This window comes from Neptunomonas concharum (genome assembly GCF_008630635.1).
GTDB lineage: Bacteria > Pseudomonadota > Gammaproteobacteria > Pseudomonadales > Balneatricaceae > Neptunomonas > Neptunomonas concharum.
In genome coordinates this window covers 2317528-2336542 of sequence record NZ_CP043869.1, presented here as the reverse complement: position 1 = coordinate 2336542, position 19015 = coordinate 2317528, and the positions used below count along the sequence as shown (strand labels likewise).

The 19015-nt window shown below is 46.6% G+C and carries 19 protein-coding genes; 15 read left to right on the top strand and 4 right to left on the bottom strand.

Features of this window, described 5'->3' with window-relative positions; genetic code table 11:
- Window positions 1-8 precede the first annotated feature (8 nt).
- Window positions 9-3491 carry an indolepyruvate ferredoxin oxidoreductase family protein gene (locus F0U83_RS10990; protein WP_138987496.1) on the bottom strand — a complete coding sequence of 1161 codons (3483 nt, stop codon included), beginning with the start codon at window positions 3489-3491 and terminating at the stop codon, window positions 9-11.
- A 163-nt stretch (window positions 3492-3654) separates the two neighbouring features.
- Here F0U83_RS10990 and F0U83_RS10985 point away from each other — a divergent pair, with 163 nt between their 5' ends.
- From F0U83_RS10985 to hypE, 15 genes are all read left to right on the top strand, one after another.
- On the top strand, window positions 3655-4107 hold the full coding sequence (locus F0U83_RS10985; RefSeq protein ID WP_138987497.1) for an Lrp/AsnC family transcriptional regulator: 453 nt from the start codon (window positions 3655-3657) through the stop codon (window positions 4105-4107).
- A gap of 170 nt (window positions 4108-4277) precedes the next feature.
- Entirely contained in the window at window positions 4278-4910 is a 633-nt protein-coding gene (locus tag F0U83_RS10980) for a HyaD/HybD family hydrogenase maturation endopeptidase (RefSeq protein WP_138987498.1), read from the top strand.
- 1 nt (window position 4911) lies between these two features.
- Window positions 4912-5232, top strand: a complete 321-nt coding sequence (locus tag F0U83_RS10975) for a HypC/HybG/HupF family hydrogenase formation chaperone (RefSeq protein ID WP_138987499.1) — start codon at window positions 4912-4914, stop codon at window positions 5230-5232.
- 24 nt (window positions 5233-5256) lie between these two features.
- Window positions 5257-5691, top strand: a complete 435-nt coding sequence (locus F0U83_RS10970; RefSeq protein ID WP_138987500.1) for a thioredoxin domain-containing protein — start codon at window positions 5257-5259, stop codon at window positions 5689-5691.
- A 23-nt stretch (window positions 5692-5714) separates the two neighbouring features.
- Window positions 5715-6587: a hydrogenase expression/formation protein gene (locus tag F0U83_RS10965; RefSeq protein WP_138987501.1), complete on the top strand. Its 873-nt coding sequence runs from the start codon at window positions 5715-5717 to the stop codon at window positions 6585-6587.
- Window positions 6584-6802 (top strand): rubredoxin, encoded by a 219-nt coding sequence (locus F0U83_RS10960; protein ID WP_138987502.1) that lies wholly within the window; start codon window positions 6584-6586, stop codon window positions 6800-6802. Before F0U83_RS10965 ends, F0U83_RS10960 begins: the two co-directional genes overlap by 4 nt.
- Window positions 6802-7344, top strand: a complete 543-nt coding sequence (gene hybE / locus F0U83_RS10955) for a [NiFe]-hydrogenase assembly chaperone HybE (protein WP_138987503.1) — start codon at window positions 6802-6804, stop codon at window positions 7342-7344. Before F0U83_RS10960 ends, hybE begins: the two co-directional genes overlap by 1 nt.
- Window positions 7341-8462, top strand: coding sequence for a hypothetical protein (locus F0U83_RS10950; RefSeq protein WP_138987504.1), 1122 nt, complete (start codon window positions 7341-7343; stop codon window positions 8460-8462). Before hybE ends, F0U83_RS10950 begins: the two co-directional genes overlap by 4 nt.
- Window positions 8462-8803, top strand: a complete 342-nt coding sequence (hypA, locus tag F0U83_RS10945; protein WP_211343658.1) for a hydrogenase maturation nickel metallochaperone HypA — start codon at window positions 8462-8464, stop codon at window positions 8801-8803. The genes F0U83_RS10950 and hypA overlap by 1 nt, the downstream gene beginning before the upstream one ends.
- 2 nt (window positions 8804-8805) lie before the next feature.
- Window positions 8806-9687 carry a hydrogenase nickel incorporation protein HypB gene (gene hypB, locus F0U83_RS10940; protein WP_138987505.1) on the top strand — a complete coding sequence of 294 codons (882 nt, stop codon included), beginning with the start codon at window positions 8806-8808 and terminating at the stop codon, window positions 9685-9687.
- Window positions 9681-11168 (top strand): sigma-54-dependent transcriptional regulator, encoded by a 1488-nt coding sequence (locus F0U83_RS10935; RefSeq protein ID WP_138987506.1) that lies wholly within the window; start codon window positions 9681-9683, stop codon window positions 11166-11168. Before hypB ends, F0U83_RS10935 begins: the two co-directional genes overlap by 7 nt.
- Window positions 11159-11443: a HypC/HybG/HupF family hydrogenase formation chaperone gene (locus F0U83_RS10930; RefSeq protein WP_138987507.1), complete on the top strand. Its 285-nt coding sequence runs from the start codon at window positions 11159-11161 to the stop codon at window positions 11441-11443. Before F0U83_RS10935 ends, F0U83_RS10930 begins: the two co-directional genes overlap by 10 nt.
- A gap of 8 nt (window positions 11444-11451) precedes the next feature.
- The gene (locus tag F0U83_RS10925) at window positions 11452-12135 is read left to right on the top strand and encodes a D-sedoheptulose-7-phosphate isomerase (RefSeq protein WP_138987508.1); all 684 of its coding nucleotides are present in this window, start codon (window positions 11452-11454) and stop codon (window positions 12133-12135) included.
- 51 nt (window positions 12136-12186) lie between these two features.
- Window positions 12187-13311, top strand: coding sequence for a hydrogenase formation protein HypD (gene hypD / locus F0U83_RS10920; protein ID WP_138987509.1), 1125 nt, complete (start codon window positions 12187-12189; stop codon window positions 13309-13311).
- Window positions 13312-13343: 32 nt separating this feature from the next.
- Window positions 13344-14387 (top strand): hydrogenase expression/formation protein HypE, encoded by a 1044-nt coding sequence (gene hypE / locus F0U83_RS10915; protein ID WP_138987510.1) that lies wholly within the window; start codon window positions 13344-13346, stop codon window positions 14385-14387.
- A gap of 41 nt (window positions 14388-14428) precedes the next feature.
- Here the strand turns inward: hypE and F0U83_RS10910 are convergent, their stop codons facing one another.
- The 3 genes from F0U83_RS10910 to F0U83_RS10900 are packed head-to-tail and all read right to left on the bottom strand — an operon-like array spanning window position 14429 to window position 19005.
- Complete coding sequence (locus F0U83_RS10910; protein ID WP_138987511.1) at window positions 14429-16663, bottom strand: bifunctional diguanylate cyclase/phosphodiesterase; 2235 nt, start codon at window positions 16661-16663, stop codon at window positions 14429-14431.
- A gap of 13 nt (window positions 16664-16676) precedes the next feature.
- On the bottom strand, window positions 16677-18182 hold the full coding sequence (locus F0U83_RS10905) for a sensor histidine kinase (RefSeq protein ID WP_170221800.1): 1506 nt from the start codon (window positions 18180-18182) through the stop codon (window positions 16677-16679).
- A 25-nt stretch (window positions 18183-18207) separates the two neighbouring features.
- Window positions 18208-19005: a substrate-binding periplasmic protein gene (locus tag F0U83_RS10900; RefSeq protein ID WP_138987513.1), complete on the bottom strand. Its 798-nt coding sequence runs from the start codon at window positions 19003-19005 to the stop codon at window positions 18208-18210.
- Window positions 19006-19015 lie beyond the last annotated feature (10 nt).

Below are 19015 nucleotides of genomic sequence, written 5' to 3'. Positions count from 1 at the left end.
CCTGCGCCTTATTTTAGCTGTGCGAGTAAAGCATCACGCTGTTTAGCTGCTTTTTCTGCGGCAGCCTCCCTGACAGGGCCAAAGCCTCGTATCTCTTTTGGAAGGTTGGCAATCTGCAGTGCCAGTTCGTAATTCTGCTGAGTGGTATCCTTTAGCAGGCGCGTAATGTCCTGTTGATAGTTAGCCAGTAGTGCTTTGTCTAGCTTGCGGTCAGCGGTAAAACGGAACGGATCTAACATTGTGTGACGTATGCCTCGCATTTTGGCGAGCATTCGTAGGGATTTCAACATCCAAGGGCCGAAAGTTCGTTTCACCGGGCGTCCATTGATTACTTTTTTGCTAAGTAGTGGTGGAGCGAAGTTGAAATGGATTTTATAGTCCCCTTCAAAGGTGCGGTGGACTTCATCAATGAAGTCCGTTTCAGTAAACAAGCGTGCAACTTCATATTCATCTTTAACCGCCATCAGGCGGTGCAGTTGGGTTGCAACCGTTGCTGTGAGCGCTTCGTTTTGATTGCCTAGTTTTTTATCCAGCGCACGAATAGCATCGATTTGTTGCAGGTACGTGTCTGCGAATGATTGGCTTTGGTAAGTTACCAGTGCTTGGCTTAGGCGCTGGATTTTCTCATCTAAGGTTTCCGGCGCAAGTACTGCAGCAGGTGAGATGGATTTTTCAACAAAGTCCGGCTGAGCCGCAGCAAGCCGTCCCCAGTTGAAGGCGGTTTTGTTTTTCTCTACGGCAACACCATTGAGTTCGATAGCACGCATTAGAGCGGTTTTTGAAACCGGAATAAGCCCTTGTTGCCATGCGTAACCTAGCATCATGACATTGGAGAAAACGGTATCGCCCAGCAGTTTTAGCGCATAGTCATTGGCATTTAGTGTATTAAACTGGCTATCACCTACGGCATCTGACAGCAAACGAACGCGTTTTTGGCTTTCCATATCCGCATCGCGATACAGTACATGATCGGCGGTAGCCATCTCAGCTAAATTGATCACCGCTTTGGTGTGGTTGTGGCGCAATACATCGAGGGCTTTTGCTGAGCTGGCAACAACCATATCGCAAGCAATCAATGCATCGGCACGGCCATGGTCGATACGTACCTGATGTATGTGATCGGGCGTATTCGCCAGGCGTACATAACTGAGTACGGCCCCACCTTTTTGAGCAAAGCCCATAAAATCCAGTACGCTGGAGCCTTTGCCTTCTAGGTGAGCTGCCATGGTGATTAGTGCACCTACGGTAACAACACCTGTACCACCAACACCACTGACTAACAGATCATAAGTGCCGTTAATGGGCGTGATTAGAGGGGAGGAGATAGTTTCTAGCTGTTGCAACATTGCATCGGCGCTTTGTGCTTTAGGTTTGCGCAGTTGGCCGCCTTCAACCGTGATAAAGCTTGGGCAAAAACCTTTGACGCAACTAAAATCTTTGTTACAAGATGATTGGTCAATCTGACGCTTGGTACCCATCTCTGTGTCTCTTGGCACAATAGAAAGGCAGTTAGATTGTACCGAGCAATCGCCACATCCTTCGCAGACATGATGATTGATCATGACGCGCTTGGCAGGATCTGGGAATTGGCCACGCTTACGACGACGGCGTTTTTCAGCAGCACAGGTTTGGTCGTAGATCAGAACCGTGGTACCTGGAATTTCGCGAAGCTCTCTTTGAACCGCATCGAGTTCATCGCGGTGATGGAAGGTGACACCTTTAGGGAATTGCCCTTCATGACCTTTGTATTTTTCGGGTTCATCACTGAGCACCACAACACGGCGAGCACCTTCTGAACTAACTTGCTGTGCAATGGCGGGAACGGTGATCTGCCCATCAACAGGTTGGCCGCCGGTCATGGCGACAGCATCGTTGAAGAGGATTTTGTAGGTGATGTTGGCACCAGCAGCGATCGACTGGCGAATAGCCATCGAACCTGAGTGGAAATAAGTACCTTCGCCCAAATTTTGGAAGATATGGCCTTTGCCAGTAAAGCGAGATTTACTAGCCCAGTTCACCCCTTCGCCGCCCATTTGAATGAGGGATTCGGTGTTGCGGCCCATCCATGAGGCCATAAAGTGACAGCCGATACCGGCCAGTGCTTTACTGCCTTCGGGGACTTTGGTTGAACTGTTATGCGGACAACCAGAACAGAAATAAGGAATCCGGCGTACACCGCCAGGGTCGGAAACCGTTACACCGGAATCCTTAATCTGCGCCAGCTCGGCATCAAAGTTAAGATCAAATAGACGTGACAAGCGTGCTGCCAGGTAGGGTGCCAGCAGGGACGGGCTTAACTCACCCACATAAGGAATAAGCGGTTGCCCGTTTTCATCCTGCTTACCTGTAATCAACACTTCACCGGGGCGATCCGGTTCCGACATCGCTTCTTTGATCTGACTTTCAATGATGCCTCGCTTCTCTTCAATGACAAGGATCTCCTGCTTGCCATGGATAAAATCGAGTATGCCTTTGCGCTCCAGCGGCCAGACCATACCGATTTTGAAGATCTCGATCCCTAATGATTGCAGACGCATCTCTGTTAACCCGAGAAGGTCGAGCGCTTCCATTAAGTCTTGGTGAGCTTTACCTGTTGAAACAATACCAAACACGGGGTTAGCGGCACTGAGTATTTTTTTATCGATAGGGTTAGCGCGAGCAAAGGCTTGGACCGCTGCTAATTTATGCTCAATACGGGTTTCCAGCTGGGGCCCTGGAAGGTCTGGCCAGCGGTAATGAAGCCCTTCTGGGGGTGGTGTGAAATCATCTGGTGTTTTAAATTCCGGCAGTGGTTTTAGTTCGACACTGGAGGCACTTTCTACTGTTTCAGAAATTGCTTTAAAGCCAACCCACATGCCTGAATAGCGGGAAAGGGCATAACCCCAAAGGCCAAACTCTTCGTACTCATCAAGGCTGGTGGGGTTGATAGTCGGCATGAACCACGCCATAAAAGCGACATCAGATTGATGAGGCATTGATGATGATACACACCCGTGATCATCACCAGCGACTACCAGTACACCGCCGTGAGGAGAGCTGCCGTAGGTATTGCCATGTTTTAAAGCATCACCGGCACGATCCACACCTGGGCCCTTGCCATACCAAATAGAGAAAACGCCATCGACTGTTTTGTCTGGATCGGTTTCAACTTGTTGTGTGCCCAGCACCAATGTTGCGGCTAAGTCTTCGTTGATCGCCGGGATAAATTCAACATTGTTCTGATCGAGTAGCTTTTTAGCTCCCCAGAGTGCCTGATCATATCCACCTAAGGGAGAGCCGCGATAACCGCTAATAAAGCCGCCGGTATTGAGTCCGTTCTTTTTGTCCAGTTGTGCCTGAACCAGCGGAATACGTACGAGTGCTTGGGTGCCAGTTAGAAAGACACGACCTTCAGTTCGGGTATAGCGGTCGCTAAGTTGGTAATCATCCAGCTGGACAGCGTCATCCGCCGTTGGTACGGATGTATCAGTCTTTACGTCAGAACTTGTCATAGTGAGGGCTACTTTATTATGGATTGTTTTAAACCAGTGTAGATTTTTTTGGGAGAAAGGTGCTTGCTATTTGAGGTGTAAAAAATATCTCTTTTGAAATAATCTTTCATATATTTGCGTATATAATAAAAATTAATTCAATAAATATAACGATTGGTGAATCATGGATGCTTTTGATCGTAAGATACTAAATTGTTTACAGGCTGATGGTCGAATAAGTAATCAACAGTTGGCGGATGATGTGGGGTTGTCTACAGCGGCTTGTTGGCGTCGGGTTAAGGCTTTAGAAGATCAGGGGATCATACGTAAATATACAGCGTTAATAGATCCTGATGCCGTACAGCAGGGGCTTTGTGTATTGGTCATGGTGTCGTTGTTGCGACATTCGACAGAGCATACGCTTGCTTTTGAGTCGGCTATGAAGGATTGCTCTGAAGTGTTGCAGTGCTACGCCGTAACGGGTAATGCAGACTTTGTGCTACGTGTGATGGTGTCGGATATTAAAGCCTATGATCGCTTCCTTAATGAAAAGGTGTTTCCACTTGAAGGGATTTCCCAAGTACATTCTAATTTTGCATTGCGTGAAATTAAGAGTGAAACCGCTTTGAAGGTGTAAAGTTTATTTTCATTATTTTTTAAAAGTGATTAGTTGGTTTTATTTTGGGGCGCTGTAGAAACAGTAAACAATACTGTAGCGCCTGTGATTACAGCAGTCTGCGTGAAAACGTCTAACTTGGCACAACTCTTGTACCTATCCTGCTAAACAATAATAACGCTTGGTAAGGTATGTCTGATCTGAAAGTACTGATCCTTGGGATCGGTAATATCCTATGGGCCGATGAAGGCTTCGGTGTACGGTGTGTTGAGGCATTAAATCAACGTTACCATTTCCCCCCCAATGTTCGTCTGATGGATGGCGGCACTCAAGGTATTTATCTTGTTCAGCATGTCCAGTGGGCCGATATGCTTATTGTCTTCGATGCTGTGGATTATGGTCTTGAGCCTGGCACATTGAAGATTGTCCGTGATGATGAGGTGCCTAAATTCATGGGTGCTAAACAGATGAGCCTTCATCAAACCGGCTTTCAAGAAGTGCTTGCCATGGCGGAATTTACTGGCAGTTATCCGCAAACGTTACTGCTAATTGGCTGCCAGCCTGTGGAGTTGGAGGACTTTGGGGGAAGCTTAAGGGATGTTGTTCGACAGCAGATTGATCCTGCGCTCTCAATTGCTCTGGATTTTCTGTCCGACAAGGGCGTTAAGCCACTGAGCGATGTGCAAGCAGGTCTTCACACAGCTGAAGCCTTAGCGCCTTTAGAGTTGACACTTGCTGAGTATGAGCAGGGGAGACCTTCTGAGGTTGAGGCTTGTCGTGTAGGTGACCCTAGAGTGCTTGCACATACAGAGCAGGATAACTGATATGTGTCTTGGTATACCGATGCAGGTTGTTAGTTGTCAGGGTAGTACTGCGTTGTGTGAAATCCAGGGTGTTCAGCATCAGATAGATCTTTCCCTTGTAGGTGGTCAGCCAGTAGGACAGTGGGTTTTGGTTTTTTTAGGTGCTGCCCGAGAGGTGATCTCATCAGAACGAGCTAAGCAGGTTCAGCAGGCGCTATTAGCCGTAGAATCGGTTATGCGAGGAGAGGCTACGGATCTGGATCTGCTATTTGCTGATTTGGTGAATAGAGAACCTAAATTACCTGACCACCTAAAGGCATCACTCGAATCAAGCGTTGATTAAATTAATTACAACAAGAGCATCGCTATGAAACATGCACCCTTAATCAGCCGATTAATTGATGAGTTGGCCTACCCGCTTTTGGATACGGCAAGCTTTGAACCCTTTATCAAGAAGCACCCTTATAGCATTTTATTTTTTACTGAGGATGCGACCCGCTTTCCTGAATCTTTGGATGTGGCGGTTATCTTGCCCGAAATCGTTAAGCAGTTTCCGCAACTAACGCCCGCTGTGATTGATCGTGGTAGCGAAAAAGAGCTTCAGGGACGATATAACTTTTCAGTGTGGCCCGCTTTGGTGTTTTTAAAAGAGGGGCGCTATCTGAGTACTCTCACAAAAATCCAAAACTGGGACGACTATTGCACGGATATTCCTCGAATTTTGTCGTTGGAAGCGCGTCGTGATCCAGGCATCGGTATACCTGTGGTGGCTTCATCCTCATCCGCTGTTTGCGGCCATTAAATCTGATTGTAGGAGTGCAGGTAATGAATCGGGAAATTCCGCTTTTTAATATGCCGATCGGCCCCGGCAGCCAGCAAGATAAAGATGATCTAGTGTTGGATTACATGCCGATGCCAAACGATATGGCTAGCTACCATATGCCTATTTTGCCAGAGCCAGAAGAACTTGAAACATGCCCGCATACGATTGCGCTGCTGGAGTTGCTTCAAGATGACTTAAACCACTATCAGGTGGGCCAGCCAAGTATTGAGCACAGCTTAGAGGCAATTCCCCCAGTAGATTTAATCACCCTCAATCAAATATTGGGAGAGGGGGAGGTTTCTGCTGTGATTCTAGGTTCAAGTGGCGAAAAAACTCAGATTCAAGAGACCGTTTTAGCGGGTGTGTGGCGCTTACGACAATTTGATTCAGCAGGGGAACTGATAAAGGATACCCTTGAAGTTGCTGATATTCCTCAGTGTGTACATCAAACAGCGTTCGAAACAGCGGCACCGTTGGTCGTTGGGGCGGTAGAAATAGGGGCTGATCTGCTGAATGCACCTTCTGTATTGGTTGAACTAAGCGATGTTTCTGCTCGCATGCAAGAGAGCCAAGATCAAGTACCGCCCCATGTCATTAACCTATCATTGCTGCCGTTTTCACCCAATGATCAAGGCTTTTTGGCCGAACAGTTAGGGGTAGGCCCTGTGACTATACTGTCCCGTGGATATGGCAACTGCCGTATAACCAGCACTGCCAGTTGTCTGATCTGGCGGGTGCAGTATTTTAATAGTACGGACCAGTTGATATTGGATACGATAGAAGTCTCTGCTATGCCGCAGGTTGCTTGTGCAGCCCAAGAGGATATTGATGATTCAGCAGTCCGGCTGAGCGAGATACGTGAGGTGCTGGTATGAGCGCAAGCTTTGAAGGCAGTTACCTTGGCGACGCTAACCGAATTGCCGATGATGTTTGCTTAGAGTGCAAGATCTGCTGGTATGTATATGACCCAGCTAAGGGTGATGAGGTTTGGCAGGTGGCTGCCGGAACGCCTTTTAGCCAATTGCCGGATTACTGGCGTTGTCCTGAGTGTGATGGAGAACGAGATCAGTTCATGGTGGTTGATTGTTGATGAATAGAGGGGAGCAGATAGCTGCTTTTTATCAAAAGGTAGAACAGCGTATGGCTAACATACCAGAGCTGCTCAACCCCAGCTTACATGTAGACGTTATGGAAGGCCCCTGTTTTACCGACGACGTGCACGGACCTTTGCAGCTCTATCTGGTGATTACCCCGTGGTTTATGAATCTGATGCTCCTAGCCGATGATACCGTTGAACAAGGCGCTAAAACAGAGCAAACATGGCAGGCTCTGATGAGTGAAAAAGTAACTATCGACCTGCCCTCAGGAACCTATGAATGGGTTATTGGTGGAGGAGAAGGGCTTAGTGCATTTGTCAGCTGCTCGTTATTCTCTCCGATGAATGCCTTTGAGTCCCAACAAGCGGCAGTGGCGATAGGGGAATCGATTATTGAGCAAATATTCGAGTCTCCGAAGGCGCAGCCCAATGCCCCTACATCAACTTCTGAGGTGAACTCGCCGAGCGGTTTGACCCGTCGTGGTTTTCTGAGAAAGGCGTTGCTGGCTGAGAACTTGACGAGGGCTAGCTCATGACGATAGCCACGTTGGCTGGGCAGTTACTGATTCGAGTTCAAGTCCTTAACGGACATATTCATACGGCTAGCCTTCAATCTTCTCGCCCGGTGATGTTGCCGCGGATATTGAAGCAACTCATGCCAGAAGTAGCCGTCGATAGAATTCGCCTGCTTTATAGCTTATGTGCCAATGCACAGCAGGTTGCAGCCTTGTGTGCGTGTGAGTCGGCGCTTGGTTTATCTATTCCTCCAGAGGTTATGGCGGCTCGAAGTAAGTTGGTACAGGCTGAAACCCAAAAAGAGCAAGCTTGGTCACTTCTGCATCACTGGTTAGCAGTACCGCATGGGGTGAAGCAACAAGCAAGCCAGAAGCTAACTCATGCTTTTCTTCGGTTGCAGCAAGCGTCTCACCCTTCTTTAAGCTTTGGGAAAGATGCGGAGGGTGTGAGTGATGCCCCTTTTAATCAGTGGCAATATGAATTTCAGAAGATCATGCAAGTGGCGTTATCTGAACCCCTTGAATCGTTTGTTGCGTCGGCATTGGATCAGAAAAATACGCCAGTGGGGGGCTTGATCAAACAGCTTAATATGCATCCCTCTTTAGTTCGCCATTATGTGTCGGGTTTGCCTACCCCATTATCGCCGCATATTCCAACTCCCGGTAGCGATGATCTTTTAGCTTTTACTCAGCATCCCACTTTTAATGGGCAGTGTTGCGAATCAACCCCTTTAGCGCGTCTGTATCAGAATGAGTCGGGACAAGCGCTTTGTAAAGAAGCTCGCTTTCGACAGTGTCACCCTATCGCGCAGAGAGTGATTGCTTTGCTAGCCGAGTTATCTACGCCTGTCAGTGAGAGCAACTGTGTGGTGATCGCTAACTCCGGAAGCTGTGAATTGGAGGCCGCCCGAGGTCGGTTATTCCACCAGGTAATCTTGGATCGGGCGGGTTTAGTGCAGTCGTACAGTATTCTGGCTCCTACTGAGTGGAATTTTCATCCAGAAGGTATTCTCACGACAGCCTTGCAGGGAGTCGCTGTGCAGAGTAAAACTGAAACTGAAGCGTTGCTTCATGATTGGATACGAGCGCTAGATCCGTGTGTTGATTATGTACTGACCATTGAGGAAGAGGCTGCCTGATGCATGAGATGTCGATTGCCGAAGGTTTGATGCAAATACTAGAGGATCAAGCAAAAACGCAATGTTATTCGCAAGTCAAAACGATTTGGCTTGAAGTTGGACCGTTGTCTGCGGTAGAGCCTGAAGCCTTACTCTTCTGCTTTGATGCAGTTGCTCGTGGCACCTTGGCGGAGAATGCGCAGTTGAAAATCATCGAATTACCGGGAATGGCGTGGTGCATGCAATGTAATCAAAGTGTAGCCATCACACAACGTTACGATGCGTGCCACCAGTGTGGTAGCTATCAGTTGACGGTAACTCAGGGCGATGAACTAAGAATAAAAGAACTAGAGGTAGAGTGATTATGTGTACGGTTTGTGGGTGTAGTGAAGGCAATGTAAAGATCGAAGGGCATGATCATACCCATGACGATCATCATGCACATACGCATCATCATGATACGCAAGCAGGTGATCTACATTTTGGTCATGGCCCTGCAGGGGCTCACGCGCCGGGTTTAAGCCAAAGCCGCATGGTGCAAATCGAGCAGGATATTCTTGGTAAAAATGACCAGTATGCTGCTCAAAACAGAGCATTATTCTCCGCAATGAACTTATTCGTACTCAACTTGGTTTCCAGCCCTGGGTCGGGGAAAACAACCTTGTTGACCGAAACGCTAAAACTCCTCAAAGATAAGATGCCATTGGGGGTGATTGAGGGGGATCAGCAAACAGCAAATGATGCTGACCGCATCAGGGAAACCGGCGTACAGGCGGTGCAGGTTAATACTGGGAAAGGGTGTCATCTGGATGCACATATGGTGGGGCATGCGGTTGAGAACTTTTCTGATCTAAAAAGCGGCATCTTATTTATAGAAAATGTAGGTAACTTAGTGTGCCCAGCGGCATTTGACCTTGGTGAAGCGCATAAAGTGGCGATTCTTTCTGTCACAGAAGGTGAAGATAAACCGATTAAGTATCCGGATATGTTCCATGCAGCCGACGTCATGCTGCTGAATAAAACAGACTTATTACCCTATCTGGATTTTGATGTAGATAAGTGCATTGAATATGCCCGCCGGGTTAATCCTGATATTCAGGTCATTCAGTTATCTGCCCGAAGTGGTGAGGGCATGAGCCAGTGGTTGGATTGGTTGTCCCAAGGAAGACAGGCGGGTATTCAGAAACAGATTGATGTAATGCAGCAAAAAATTGCTGACTTGGAAGCGAGTTTAACCCAATGCTGACGCGCACTCGGCCCACCGTACTTTGCATCGATGATGAGGTACGCTCTTTGGAGACACTAGAGCGAACGCTCGATGATGAATTCGAAGTGATGATTGCATCCAGCGCCGAGCAAGCCATAAAGTTGTTGAAACAACACAGTGTTCATGCAGTGTTATGTGACCAGCGGATGCCCGGTAAAACAGGTGTTGAGCTACTTTCTGAAATACGCCATCAATGGCCGAATACCGTACGTTTAATCCTATCGGGATATACCGACTCGGAAGATATTATTCGTGGCTTAAATGAAGCGGGAATCTATCAATACATCACTAAACCTTGGCATCCAGAAAATCTGCTGCAGATTTTAAGAAACGCTTGCCAGCTCAATGCCTTACAGGAAGAAAGTGAGCTGCTAGCTATGGAGATGCGCCTCACGAGGGAACAGGCTGAACAAAATATTGCTGCTAAAAAAGCTCGCCTCCAGCAAAACTTTGCATTAGATGAGATAAAAAGGGGAGCGAGTAGCCCTTTGAACGAGGCATGTGAAGCCGTTCAAAAAATTGCCCCTTATGATGTGTCGGTTTTAGTGACAGGGCCTTCCGGTGCAGGTAAAGAGCTGTTTGCCCGTGCTTTGCATTACAACAGCCTGCGCGCGGAGCGCCCATTTATCGTTGAGAACTGCGGTGCTATGCCAGATGAATTACTGGCTTCAGAGCTGTTTGGACATAAGAAAGGGTCTTTCACTGGCGCTATTAATGACCATATCGGGTTATTTGAACAGGCGGATGGTGGGACTATTTTCTTGGATGAAATCGGTGAAATTACTCCTGCTTTCCAAATCAAGTTACTGCGAGTCTTGCAAGAGCGCGAGATTCGTCGCTTAGGAGAAGAGCAGCGTCGTAAGATCGATGTTCGAATTGTTGCCTCTACCAATCGGGATTTGGAAGAGGAAGTCAGGGCAGGGCGCTTTAGACAAGATCTGTATTACCGATTGGCTGAGATGACGTTGGAGTTGCCTGCATTGGCAAAACGTCCTGAGGATATCCCGGTATTAGCGAATAGCTTTTTACAGCGTGCAATGAAAGAGTTTGACAAACCTGTTGATGGATTCACGCAAGAAGCGCTGGCTTGTATGCAAGCGTACGCTTGGCCGGGTAATGTGCGTGAATTGCAGAATGAAGTGCGTCGTATGTTGGTTTTAGCTCAAGATATATATTTAGGGGCTGATCTTTTAAGTCCTCGGGTATTACGCGCAGTACCTGAGGATGAAGCCCAAGAAACTGAGTTATGGGTAGGGCTTGAGGGCTCCTTGAAAGACCGTGTCGAAACACTGGAAAAGCGTATCCTCAAAGAGACTATGATTCGCCACCGTTGGAATAAAAGTCGAGCAGCAAAAGAATTAGGCCTCTCCCGTGTAGGTCTTAGATCAAAACTAGAGCGCTATGGTTTTGAAAGCCGTACGGGTGAGGTTAATAGTGAGGAGAACACTTCATGTGTTTAGGTATCCCCGGGCGGATCATTGAGATTACGGATGCGGATAATGCGTTGGGTTTAGTCGATGTATCCGGTGTTAAACGAGAAGTGAACCTTGGTTGCGTATTACCTGAAGGTGATCTCACAGCCTTAATTGGGCGCTGGGCACTCGTCCATGTAGGGTTTGCTATGAGCCTTATTGATGAGGAGGAGGCGCACAAAACTTTGGACTTATTAAGAGAGCTAGGTGAGTTTGCCGAAGAGCTTGATGCACTCCAACTTAATGATGGACTACAACGCTGAGGTGGTCTATGACTGACGATATTCTTGGAGGTCTATATCCCTTTATGGATAGCGATGAGCTCCGCCATAAAAGAGATAAGTCTGAAGCGCTACGAAACTCCGTTATTCAAAAGGCCGCTGAAAGTGTTTCGGTAAAACAACAATTCTTTGCAGCCAACAGTGATCTATTAATAGAGATCGCTACGGCATTAGCCGATACATATACATTAGGTGGGCGCCTGCTTTGTGCCGGAAATGGTGGCTCTTCCTGCGATGCCGCGCATCTGTCTCTAGAATTTATGCACCCTGTAACAGCGGGGAGACCGGCGCTTCCTGCGATTAACCTCAGTTCAGACAATGCCATGATTACAGCCATCGCTAACGATGTCGGCTTTGATCATGTTTTGCCAAGGCAGTTAGGTGCGATTGGACAACCAAATGATCTGTTAGTGGTTTTTTCGACCAGCGGTTGCTCATCAAACATTTCATCAGCGTGCGAGAAAGCTCACCGTATGGGTATGAAGGTGGTGGCGTTCACGGGCAATCAGGGTGGGGATCTCGCTAAAACCCCTTATGTTGATTACTGCTTGATCGTGGAATCTAACAGTGTTCATCGTATACAAGAGTGCCACTTGGCTTGCTATCACATCCTCTGGGACTTGGTGCATACCCTGTTGGCTGATCAACGTATGCGTTTGCCCGGTAGTTATTAATTACTCAATCTTTACCGGTGAAGATCACAAGAATAAAAACAGGAAGAAGTCATGAAGTTTGTTGATGAGTTCCGTGATCCCGACATGGCAAAAAGCCTTCTGGATAAAATCAACCAAATAGTCAAAGAGATACCTCGTTGCCAGCAACGGCCGCTACAAATAATGGAAGTGTGCGGGGGGCATACTCATTCGATATTCCGCTATGGATTAGAGCAACTGCTCCCAAAAGAGATTGAGTTGGTGCATGGCCCAGGTTGTCCTGTATGCGTGTTGCCAATGGGGCGTGTAGATGATTGCATTGCTATTGCTGAGCAGCCGAATGTGATCTTCACAACTTTCGGCGATGCAATGCGAGTCCCAGGCTCCAAGAAAAGTTTATTACAGGCGAAAGCTGGTGGTGCTGATATTCGTATGGTTTATTCTCCTATGGACGCGCTGCAATTGGCAAAAAAGAACCCGGATAAACAGGTCGTTTTCTTTGGCTTAGGCTTTGAAACGACGATGCCAAGTACCGCGCTCACGCTTTTACAGGCAAAAAAAGAGGGGGTTAGTAATTTCTATCTATTCTGTAATCATATTACGATCATTCCAACCATTAAGGCGATTCTTGACTCCCCAGATATGACGATTGATGGCTTTCTAGGTCCAGGGCATGTCAGCATGATCATTGGGCAGAAGCCTTATGAGTTTATCTCTCGCCATTATCAACGCCCTTTAGTGATAGCGGGTTTTGAGCCTTTGGATATACTTCAGTCGCTTTATATGTTGTTGATCCAGATACGTGATGAACGTGCTGAAATAGAGAACCAGTATACAAGGTTGGTTCCTGAGTCAGGCAATAGACAGGCATTACAAGCCGTTTCTGAGGTGTTCGAATTACGTGAGTTTTTTGAATGGCGCGGCCTTGGCTCCATTGATCATTCGGGCGTGCAGATTCGCCAGAGCTTTGCGCAATATGATGCAGAGCGACATTTTATTGTCCCTAATCTCACTATTGCTGATCCGAAAGCTTGCCAGTGTGGTGAAGTGTTAAAGGGCGCGATCAAGCCTTGGCAGTGTAAGGTTTTTGGTAAAGAGTGTACGCCTGAAACTCCGTTGGGTGCTTTGATGGTATCCACTGAAGGTTCCTGCAGTGCCTATTACGCGTACGGAAAAATTGACGTAGATAATCTCTAATCTGATCGTGTAGTTATGAAGGTAAACCATCCATGAAAAAAACGCGCAAGCTTCATGCTTCCCATATCAACATGTCTCATGGTTCCGGTGGGAAAGCGATGCGAGATCTGATTGAGGACCTATTTGTCAGCTGTTTTGATAATCCTCAGCTGAATGCGTTGGAGGATCAGGCACGATTTGATCTCCAGTCACTGCAGCAATACGGGGAGCGCTTAGCCTTCACAACAGACTCTTATGTGGTCGACCCTCTGTTTTTCCCAGGTGGAAATATAGGAACGTTAGCGGTAAATGGCACCATTAATGATTTGGCGGTGTCGGGAGCAAAGCCGTTATATCTTTCTTGTGGGATGATTATTGAAGAGGGTATGCCTGTCTCTGAACTGAGAGAGATAGTACAAAGCATGAAAGCCGCTGCTGACTTGGCAGGCGTTCAGATTGTCACAGGCGATACTAAGGTGGTTCCACATGGTAAAGGTGATAAGTTGTTCATTAATACCACTGGAATTGGTGTGATACCGCAGGGAATTGAAATATCGGCCTCACGCTCGAAAGTGGGCGATAAAGTCATTGTAAATGGCTATATCGGTGATCATGGTGCAGCCATACTGAATGCTAGAGGGGATTTAGCGCTTGATGTTTCTTTAGAAACGGATTGTCAGCCTTTACATGAATTGATGTCTGTGATGCTGGCTGCCTGTCCTGATCTTCATGCGGTCAGAGATGCGTCCAGAGGCGGAGTGGCAACGGTATTAAATGAATTCGCTGAAAGCGCGAATGTTTCGATCCGCCTTGATGAGAGTTGTATCCCCGTGAGAAATACCGTTCGCGGTGTTTGCGAAATATTAGGCTTGGACGCGCTTCATTTTGCTAATGAGGGAAAGCTAGTAGCGACAGTGCCCGCCGATAGTGCCGAAGCGCTGCTACATGCCATGCAATCCCACCCTGCTGGAAGGGAGGCTGCGATTATTGGTGAAGTGGTTGAAGGTCCTGCTGGTCGAGTGGTAATAAAAACAGGTTTTGGTGGTGAGAGGATTTTAGACATGCTGGTGGGAGAGCAGCTCCCCAGAATATGTTAAATCAACGCTACACGCGTAAGGGGCAAGTAGTAAAGATCAATCTAACTTAACTCTTGCCCGTTAATTTGATGCAGTAAGTCGATAAAATCCTCTGTTAATAAAGGCTTTGAGTATAGGTAGCCCTGTGCCTCATGGCAGCCTAATCGGATGAGCTCTTGCTGCTGCTCCGGTGATTCGACACCTTCCGCAATAACCTTCATATTAAGTAGCTCACCCATTCTTACCATCAGTGCGGTAATCGCTCTGTCCTCTTTATTTCCTGTGATCTTGTTAATGAAGGAGCGATCTATCTTGAGGTGGCTAATAGGCAGCTTTTGGAGGTAGCTAAGTGAGGAATACCCTGTGCCAAAATCATCCAACGCGACATGAACACCCCGTTGACGAATCTGATGAAGGATTGCAGTCAGCCCATCACTGTCCTCCATCATCATTGATTCCGTTATTTCGACTTCCAATGACGATGTGTTAATGCCTGTCGTAAGCAGTATCTCATCCATTCTTTGGATAAAGTGGGGGTCTTTAAGCTGTCTTACAGAGACATTAACGGCGACGACGATCTCCTCACCTGTCTGCGCTAGCCAATTAACTTGCTGCTTACACGCTTCTTCCAGTATCCAGTAACCCATTGGAACAATATATCCCGAAGACTCGGCTGTAGAGATAAAGTCATTGGGAGGTACTGTGCGCCCTTGATGATGCCAGCGTACCAGCGCTTCAGCGCCAATGATGTTCATTGTTGAAAGACAGATTTGTGCCTGAAACATCAACTTAAGTTCATTACGCTCAACGCAGTGGCGTAATTCAGCTGCCATATGTAAGCGATGTTGTAGTTGTTGTTCATATTCATGGCCGAATTCAGAAAAGCCTGCTCTGTTGGTTTTTTTCGCATGTTTTAATGCAATGCTGGCATTTTGTAAAAGCGTTTCTGCCTCGCTACCATGTTCGGGAAAATGTACCAGTCCCATTGTTAAACTAAGGGGAATCTCATAGCCATCAATGTTAAAGCTTTCGGATAGTGAAAGTTCGAGCTTCATAAGCTTGTCATGAACATAGTCTCTATTGGAATCAGGGATCATGACGCAAAAAGTATCCGCAGAAATTCTTCCGGTTAGGGTGTCATCACCTAATAGGGAGGGTAGGTGTTTAGCGATAGCAATTAAAGTGTTGTTGCCTACCTGATAGCCCAATCCGTCATTAATTGCTTGGAAATTATCAATGTCGGCAAGTACCAGATAAAAGGGTGTTTGCTGGTTGATATGTTGAGTGAGCTCGTAAAGATACCCTGTTCTATTAGGTAGTCTGGTGAGAGGATCTATGTAGGCAAGGTTCTCCATGCGCTCGAATAAACGGGCATTATCAAATCCAACCGAAATACTGACTGAAAACAGTGATAGAAGGTGTAAGTCAGTTTCGCTTAAGTTTTTGTGGGTATCCACCTTAACAATGAGGTTGTCTGAGTGAGGTGAGCGCATATGCAAAATGACATAGTTTTCACCAATAAAGCGTTGTTGGCTTTGAATGACCTGTTTTATTTCATGGACGATATCCGGGTGCTCTGAGCTATTTAATATGGAGCCGGACATTGACTTGTATTGGCCGTAGGCTGCGAGTACTTTGATCTCATGGTGAATATCTTCGCAGCAACACAAAAAACCGTTCTTCTCAATTTGAAGCAGGCTGCAAAGCTGAAGGAGTACGCCTTTTGCGAAGGTGCCAATTGCGCGCTCGCGAAACAGGGTTGGAGCACCATTGATAATCATCGCTAACCCTTCCTTGTTAGCTTTGATAGTTTTAATTTGTTGGTAAGAACGTATCGATGACGTTAGCGTTGTAATGAGGCGACTACGTGTTAACTCATCTTTAGATTTGTAATCGTTGATATCATATTTTTCGATAACTTCGCTTTCGGGAGCGTATCCCGGTTGGCCTGTACGTAGAATAATGCGTGTCGTATCTTCTCTTAGTTCTTCGCGGATATGGCTAACAAGTTTTAGCCCTGCGTCCGGCGTTTCCATAACCACATCCAGCAATATGCAGGCGAATTGCTCAGATTGTTGCAGCATGGTTTGGGCATCATGGCCGGTATAAGCGCTGTAGATGTCTAAATTTTTACCTAAAATTCTCTGATTTTTTAGCGCGAAACGCGTGGCCTCATGCACATCTTGGTCATCATCAACTACCAAAATTCTCCACGCTTCTCGGTCAGCATCCTGTAACGCCGTTTGATCGTCTTCAGCGAAATCAAATAAGTCGTCTTCGTGATGAGGTGGCTTCATGCTTATAACCTTACTAATGAGAGCTGGGCGCGTTGAGTGGGATTTTGAAGGTCAGTTTCAATCCCTGACCAACGACGCTCGATATACTTACACTCCCTCCGAGTAGGGATGTTGTTAGATTATAGACTAAATTTAGCCCAAGCCCTGATCCACCTTGCCCTAATTTGGTAGTGTAGAAAGGGTCAAATGCTTTTTTTAGTTCTTCTGGAGGCATACCGCAGCCATTATCCTCTATGATTAAAGAGGCCCACTCGTCATCGAGTTGGTTAACGCTAAAGGTAAGCTCTCCACTCTCTTTTCCTTCAAATCCGTGGAGTATCGTGTTATTGAAACAATTGGTAATAATTTGCCCTAGCTGTCCTGGGTAGCTATTCATCAGGATGCCTTCAGGTCCTATGGCTTTAATATCATAGGGCGAATGTTTTACTTGAGGATAAAGGGTGTACAGGACTTCGTCTAAAAGTAACCGCAGGTCGAATTTTCGGCGCTTTTCGCTGGTTTGATCGACAGCAACTTGTTTGAATTTACGGATTTGATCTGCTGCGTTATGAAGGTTACGTTCAAGAATCGTAGACGCTTCATTCATGGAGTGAATATAGTTTTCTAGCACGCTTTTACGTAAGGCTCCTGCTTCTATATCTTTAGATATGTCTTTGGTGGCTTCTGTGATCGTTGTTGCAATCGTAAGGCTATTGCCAAGGGGAGTGTTGACCTCATGAGCGATGCCGGCGACTAAACTACCCAAGGAAGCCATTTTTTCCGCCTGTACTAAACTCTTTTGGGCTTGTTTCAGATTATTTAGAGCCATCTCAGCGTCATGCCGAGCTTTTTCCGCGTCGTGTTTTGCTGTTTCCAGTTGGTTTTCTGTTTGCTGTTGGTGCTGTAAGCTGTTGTTGTATTCTTGAATGAGTAGACCTAATTCATCATTAGTCTTCCAATCGACAGGGTTACGCGTTCCTGTTTTTTGGTAGTGCCGAAGGGAGTAGGATACATGAGCAAGTGGGGCAAGAATCGTACTACGAAAGGCGAGTAATGAGATAACGACGGTCAGCACGAATAAGATGACAGACAGGATAATCAACGGCAGTATTTTCCGGGAAATTGCTTTCCAGTCATTTGTGATGCTCATCTGAATAGAGACCTTACCCAACTGCCTAGCCCTTCCTTGGTTGGTGTATATGATAGGGCTACTGAAGGTTTCTACACCATCCGCTTCTTTACACACCCCTTTTCTGATAATAGGGGTGATCTCCGAGTCTTGCTCTAAAACAACGCATGTGACTTCATGGGCTTCGATGGTTGCACTCATGATATTGCTAGATAAGGTGTTGGAAAGTTGCCAAACGGGTTCCGTAAGTAGTAGCGCTAAGTTCTCTACTTTTTGTTTAGCAAGCTCACGCTTTGCCTCTTTGGCTGTATTGAGCTCAAATGATGTGAGTATCAGCAAAAATATAACAGATGTGAAAAAAAAGGCAGGCAAAATCCGCAGTAGAAATTGATACCGGATGGAGTCAGTCATTTTTTTTTCCATCTAATGTTCAGCCTTATGCATCAAATTTGGCCCACATCCCTAAGGCTGATCTCAAATAGTTTTCCATTCTATTTTGGCCCTGATAAGTTTTGAGTAAATCTGAAATCTTCTCTTTAAGCTCGGGTGTATTACATTTAGATTTCTTTGAAAGCGTTAGATATAGATTTTCCTCTGTCACCGATACGGGGTGTGTGGTGAGATTCTGTAAGCCTGAACGATTGGCATAGGCTTGTCCTGGGTTCTCTTCATAAATGAGATAGTCTACCCGTTGCGCACTTAACATCTGAAGTGCCTGTTGTAAACTGGCGACTTTACTGATAGCTAAATTTGATTTGGCGAACTCATCAAAGGCTTCACCAAAGCTATTGTTTATGACAGTGACACCTTGGTAGGGCTTTAGGTCATGCCATACCGAGAACACGAACGGCTTTTGCTTGTTGTACCAAACCGCTGTTTTAGTGGCCTGGAATTCAGGATATAGGTAATCCATGTAGTTGGTTCTGGGGATGGTAAAGAAAGCACCGGCGATCATATCAACTCGACCAGCTGCGACCTCCTCTTGAACTCTACCCCACGGGCCGCTGTAAATTAACTCAATCTCTATACCTAGGTCCTGAGATAAGTCATTGATCAGCAATGAGATCGCACCGCTAAGGTTCGTATTATTCTCTGCTTTCCACAGATAGGGTGGGTATTCAGAATTACCGCTTGCCGTAATTTTTTTGCATTGGTGCTCATCCGCTAACACAACAGACTTGGCTCCAAGTACCAATACCAACATGAGCAAAAACGACTTAACTATGCACTTCATTAGTCTGCCC

What these genes read in the sequence shown, in the direction of transcription:
- F0U83_RS10930 (WP_138987507.1), top strand. Translation starts at nt 11,159, where the DNA reads ATGTGTTTAGGTATCCCCGGGCGGATCATTGAGATTACGGATGCGGAT.
- F0U83_RS10905 (WP_170221800.1), bottom strand. Translation starts at nt 18,182, where the DNA reads ATGACTGACTCCATCCGGTATCAATTTCTACTGCGGATTTTGCCTGCC.
- F0U83_RS10985 (WP_138987497.1), top strand. Translation starts at nt 3,655, where the DNA reads ATGGATGCTTTTGATCGTAAGATACTAAATTGTTTACAGGCTGATGGT.
- F0U83_RS10910 (WP_138987511.1), bottom strand. Translation starts at nt 16,663, where the DNA reads ATGAAGCCACCTCATCACGAAGACGACTTATTTGATTTCGCTGAAGAC.
- hypB (WP_138987505.1), top strand. Translation starts at nt 8,806, where the DNA reads ATGTGTACGGTTTGTGGGTGTAGTGAAGGCAATGTAAAGATCGAAGGG.
- F0U83_RS10900 (WP_138987513.1), bottom strand. Translation starts at nt 19,005, where the DNA reads ATGAAGTGCATAGTTAAGTCGTTTTTGCTCATGTTGGTATTGGTACTT.
- hybE (WP_138987503.1), top strand. Translation starts at nt 6,802, where the DNA reads ATGAATAGAGGGGAGCAGATAGCTGCTTTTTATCAAAAGGTAGAACAG.
- F0U83_RS10925 (WP_138987508.1), top strand. Translation starts at nt 11,452, where the DNA reads ATGACTGACGATATTCTTGGAGGTCTATATCCCTTTATGGATAGCGAT.
- F0U83_RS10935 (WP_138987506.1), top strand. Translation starts at nt 9,681, where the DNA reads ATGCTGACGCGCACTCGGCCCACCGTACTTTGCATCGATGATGAGGTA.
- F0U83_RS10960 (WP_138987502.1), top strand. Translation starts at nt 6,584, where the DNA reads ATGAGCGCAAGCTTTGAAGGCAGTTACCTTGGCGACGCTAACCGAATT.
- hypE (WP_138987510.1), top strand. Translation starts at nt 13,344, where the DNA reads ATGAAAAAAACGCGCAAGCTTCATGCTTCCCATATCAACATGTCTCAT.
- F0U83_RS10950 (WP_138987504.1), top strand. Translation starts at nt 7,341, where the DNA reads ATGACGATAGCCACGTTGGCTGGGCAGTTACTGATTCGAGTTCAAGTC.
- F0U83_RS10975 (WP_138987499.1), top strand. Translation starts at nt 4,912, where the DNA reads ATGTGTCTTGGTATACCGATGCAGGTTGTTAGTTGTCAGGGTAGTACT.
- F0U83_RS10970 (WP_138987500.1), top strand. Translation starts at nt 5,257, where the DNA reads ATGAAACATGCACCCTTAATCAGCCGATTAATTGATGAGTTGGCCTAC.
- F0U83_RS10980 (WP_138987498.1), top strand. Translation starts at nt 4,278, where the DNA reads ATGTCTGATCTGAAAGTACTGATCCTTGGGATCGGTAATATCCTATGG.
- F0U83_RS10965 (WP_138987501.1), top strand. Translation starts at nt 5,715, where the DNA reads ATGAATCGGGAAATTCCGCTTTTTAATATGCCGATCGGCCCCGGCAGC.
- hypA (WP_211343658.1), top strand. Translation starts at nt 8,462, where the DNA reads ATGCATGAGATGTCGATTGCCGAAGGTTTGATGCAAATACTAGAGGAT.
- F0U83_RS10990 (WP_138987496.1), bottom strand. Translation starts at nt 3,491, where the DNA reads ATGACAAGTTCTGACGTAAAGACTGATACATCCGTACCAACGGCGGAT.
- hypD (WP_138987509.1), top strand. Translation starts at nt 12,187, where the DNA reads ATGAAGTTTGTTGATGAGTTCCGTGATCCCGACATGGCAAAAAGCCTT.